This window comes from Paraburkholderia sp. (assembly GCF_035501035.1).
Classification (GTDB): Bacteria; Pseudomonadota; Gammaproteobacteria; order Burkholderiales; family Burkholderiaceae; genus Paraburkholderia.
The window spans coordinates 1-3,373 of sequence record NZ_DATJWR010000318.1 but is presented as its reverse complement, the minus strand read 5'-3'; the positions used below and the strand labels follow the sequence as shown (position 1 = coordinate 3,373).

The 3,373-nt window shown below is 65.7% G+C and carries 3 protein-coding genes; all 3 read left to right on the top strand.

Features of this window, described 5'->3' with window-relative positions; translation table 11 throughout:
* Positions 1-242: 242 nt before the first annotated feature.
* The 3 genes from VMJ11_RS23460 to VMJ11_RS23450 are packed head-to-tail and all read left to right on the top strand — an operon-like array spanning position 243 to position 3,210.
* Positions 243-1,394: a Re/Si-specific NAD(P)(+) transhydrogenase subunit alpha gene (locus VMJ11_RS23460; protein WP_325622258.1), complete on the top strand. Its 1,152-nt coding sequence runs from the start codon at positions 243-245 to the stop codon at positions 1,392-1,394.
* A gap of 17 nt (positions 1,395-1,411) precedes the next feature.
* A complete protein-coding gene (locus VMJ11_RS23455) occupies positions 1,412-1,741 on the top strand; it encodes an NAD(P) transhydrogenase subunit alpha (RefSeq protein ID WP_325622256.1) in 330 nt (109 codons plus the stop codon).
* A gap of 14 nt (positions 1,742-1,755) precedes the next feature.
* On the top strand, positions 1,756-3,210 hold the full coding sequence (locus VMJ11_RS23450; RefSeq protein ID WP_325622260.1) for an NAD(P)(+) transhydrogenase (Re/Si-specific) subunit beta: 1,455 nt from the start codon (positions 1,756-1,758) through the stop codon (positions 3,208-3,210).
* The last annotated feature ends 163 nt before the right edge of the window (positions 3,211-3,373 follow it).

The following is a 3,373-nucleotide window of genomic DNA, read 5'->3' as shown; positions in this document are numbered from 1 at the left end:
GCCCGATGGCTGGCAGGGCGCTCGCCCGGTTCTCCGACCGTCCGGTCGGACGGCGCGGCGTGTTGTGTGCATCGCACAAAAACGGGCAATTCCCGCTATAAACCCGCCGGCGCTTTCGGTTAAAGTGGTGCGTCGTTTCGCCGTTGCAATGGATGCCGGCGCTTCAAGGATGTCGTGCCGGTCTTCCCCCGCTCGATTCGAGCCAGAACAGCTAGAACAAGATGGTCGAGGAGGAAACAACGATGCACATTGGAGTGCCTGCAGAAACGCGGGCGAACGAAACCCGCGTGGCCGCGACGCCGGAGACAGTCAAGAAGTATGTCGCGCAGGGCCACACGGTCACGATCCAGGCGGGCGCCGGCGCCGGTGCGAGCTATCTCGACGAGGCCTACACGGCCGTGGGCGCACAGATCGCCGATGCGGCCGCCGCCTTCGGTGCCGATCTCGTGCTCAAGGTCCAGTCGCCCACGGTGAGCGAGTTGCCGTTCATGAAGCGCGGCGCGGTGCTCGTGGGCATGCTCGATCCCTTTAATGCGGAGAACGCCGCGAAGCTCGCCGAAGCGGGCGTGACCGCGTTCGCGCTCGAAGCCGCGCCGCGCACCACGCGCGCGCAAAGCCTCGACGTCCTCTCCTCGCAGGCCAACATCGCCGGCTACAAGGCGGTGCTCGTGGCCTCGACCCTCTATCCGCGCTTCATGCCGATGCTGATGACCGCCGCCGGCACCGTGAAGGCCGCGCGCGTGCTGATTCTCGGCGCCGGTGTCGCGGGCCTGCAGGCCATCGCCACGGCGCGGCGTCTGGGCGCGGTGATCGAGGCTTCCGACGTGCGCCCGGCCGTGAAGGAGCAGATCGAGTCGCTCGGCGGCAAATTCCTCGACGTCCCCTACGAAACCGATGAGGAGCGCGAAGCGGCCGTTGGCGTGGGCGGCTATGCGCGGCCCATGCCGCCTTCGTGGCTCGCGCGCCAGTCCGCGCTCGTGCACGAGCGCGCGAGGCAGGCCGACATCGTCATCTCGACCGCGCTGATTCCGGGCCGCGACGCGCCCACGCTGCTGCCCGCCGAAACCGTGCAGGCGATGAAGCCGGGCTCGGTGGTGATCGACCTCGCGGCAGGACGCGGGCCCGTTGCCGATCAGGCCACGGGCCGTCGCGGCGGCAACTGCCCGCTCACCGTCGCGGACCAGGTGGTGATGCAGCACGGCGTGCAGATCTGCGGCTACACGAACCTCGCCTCGATGGTCGCCGCCGACGCCTCCGCGCTCTACGCGCGCAACCTGCTCGACTTCCTGAAGCTCATCGTCACGAAGGAAGGCACGCTCAACATCGATCTCGCGGACGACATCGTCGCGGCCACGCTCATCGCGCGCGACGGCGCGGTGACGCGCAAGGCATGACGAGGAGGAGAACAACAATGGAAGTCATCAATCATACGGTGATCAACCTGATCATCTTCGTGCTGGCCGTGTATGTGGGCTACCACGTGGTCTGGAACGTCACGCCCGCGCTGCATACGCCGCTCATGGCCGTGACCAATGCGATCTCGGCCATCGTGATCGTCGGTGCGATGCTCGCCACGGGCCTGACCGTGGGCGGCCCGGGCAAGTTCTTCGGCACGTTCGCCGTGTTGCTCGCGGCCGTGAACGTGTTCGGCGGGTTCCTCGTCACGAGGCGCATGCTCGAGATGTTCCGCAAGAAGGAACCGAAGAAGCTCCCCTCTGCCGGCAGCAAGGAGAGCGCATGATGGGGCTGAACTTCGTGAGCATGAACGTCGTTACGCTGCTCTACCTGGTGGCGTCGGTCTGTTTCATCCAGGCGCTCAAGGGGCTTTCGAACCCGAAGAGCGCGCGCGCCGGCAATATGTTCGGCATGGTCGGCATGGCCATCGCCATCCTGACCACCCTTGCGCTGATCGTGAAGGAGTCCGCACAATTCGGCTCGAACCTCGGGCTTGGCCTCGCGCTGCTGTTCGGGGCGCTCGTGGTGGGCGGGGGGCTCGGCGCCTACGTCGCCGCACGCGTCGAGATGACGAAGATGCCCGAACTCGTCGCGGCCATGCACTCGCTGATCGGTCTCGCGGCGGTGTGCATCGCGTATGCGGTCGTTTCCGAGCCTGCCGCGTTCGGACTCGTGGCCGAGGACGCGCCGTATCCGGGCTTCCTGCCGTACGGCAACCGCATCGAGCTTTTCATCGGCACGTTCGTTGGCGCGATTACCTTTAGCGGCTCGGTCATCGCCTTCGGCAAGCTCTCGGGCAAGTACAAGTTCCGCTTGTTCCAGGGCGCGCCCGTGGTCTACGCGGGCCAGCATGTGATCAACCTGCTGCTCGCGCTCGGCATGATCGGCTTCGGCATCCTGTTCTTCATCACGCAGTCGTGGCTGCCGTTCATCATCATGACGCTGATCGCGTTCGCGCTGGGCGTGCTCATCATCATCCCGATCGGCGGCGCGGACATGCCCGTGGTCGTGTCGATGCTGAACTCGTACTCGGGGTGGGCCGCGGCCGGCATCGGCTTCTCGCTGAACAACGCGATGCTGATCATCGCGGGCTCGCTCGTGGGCTCTTCGGGTGCGATTCTCTCGTACATCATGTGCCACGCGATGAACCGCTCGTTCTTCAACGTGCTGCTGGGCGGCTTCGGCGGCGAGGCGGGCGCGGCGGCCGCGGGCGGCGCGCAGGAGCAGCGTCCGGTGAAGTCGGGTTCCGCGGATGATGCCGCGTTCATGCTCGGCAACGCCGAGAGCGTGGTGATCGTGCCGGGCTACGGTCTTGCGGTGGCGCGTGCGCAGCACGCGTTGAAGGAGCTCACCGACAAGCTCGTCGAAAAGGGCGTGGACGTGCGCTATGCGATTCACCCGGTGGCGGGCCGCATGCCGGGGCACATGAACGTGCTGCTGGCGGAAGCCGAAGTGCCCTACGACATGGTGTTCGAGATGGAGGACATCAACAACGAGTTCGGGCAGACCGACGTGGTGCTCGTGCTCGGCGCGAACGACGTGGTGAACCCGGCGGCGAAGAACGATCCGAAGTCGCCGATCGCGGGCATGCCGATCATCGAGGCGTACAAGGCGCGCACGATCATCGTGAACAAGCGCTCGATGGCAGCCGGTTATGCCGGTCTCGACAACGAGCTGTTCTACATGGACAAGACGATGATGGTGTTCGGCGACGCGAAGAAGGTCATCGAGGAGATGGTGAAGGCCGTCGAGTAAGCGGCGCTCGCTTCCTCACCACGCTAAAGGCGCGCAGCGATGCGCGCCTTTTTCATTGTGCTTGCGTGTTGTGGCGCATCACACGGGACAGATCGGTAGACACGATGCACTCCTCGAAAGCGACGGCAGACGGTGGATGGAGGCAGCAGGACAGCTGCGGCCT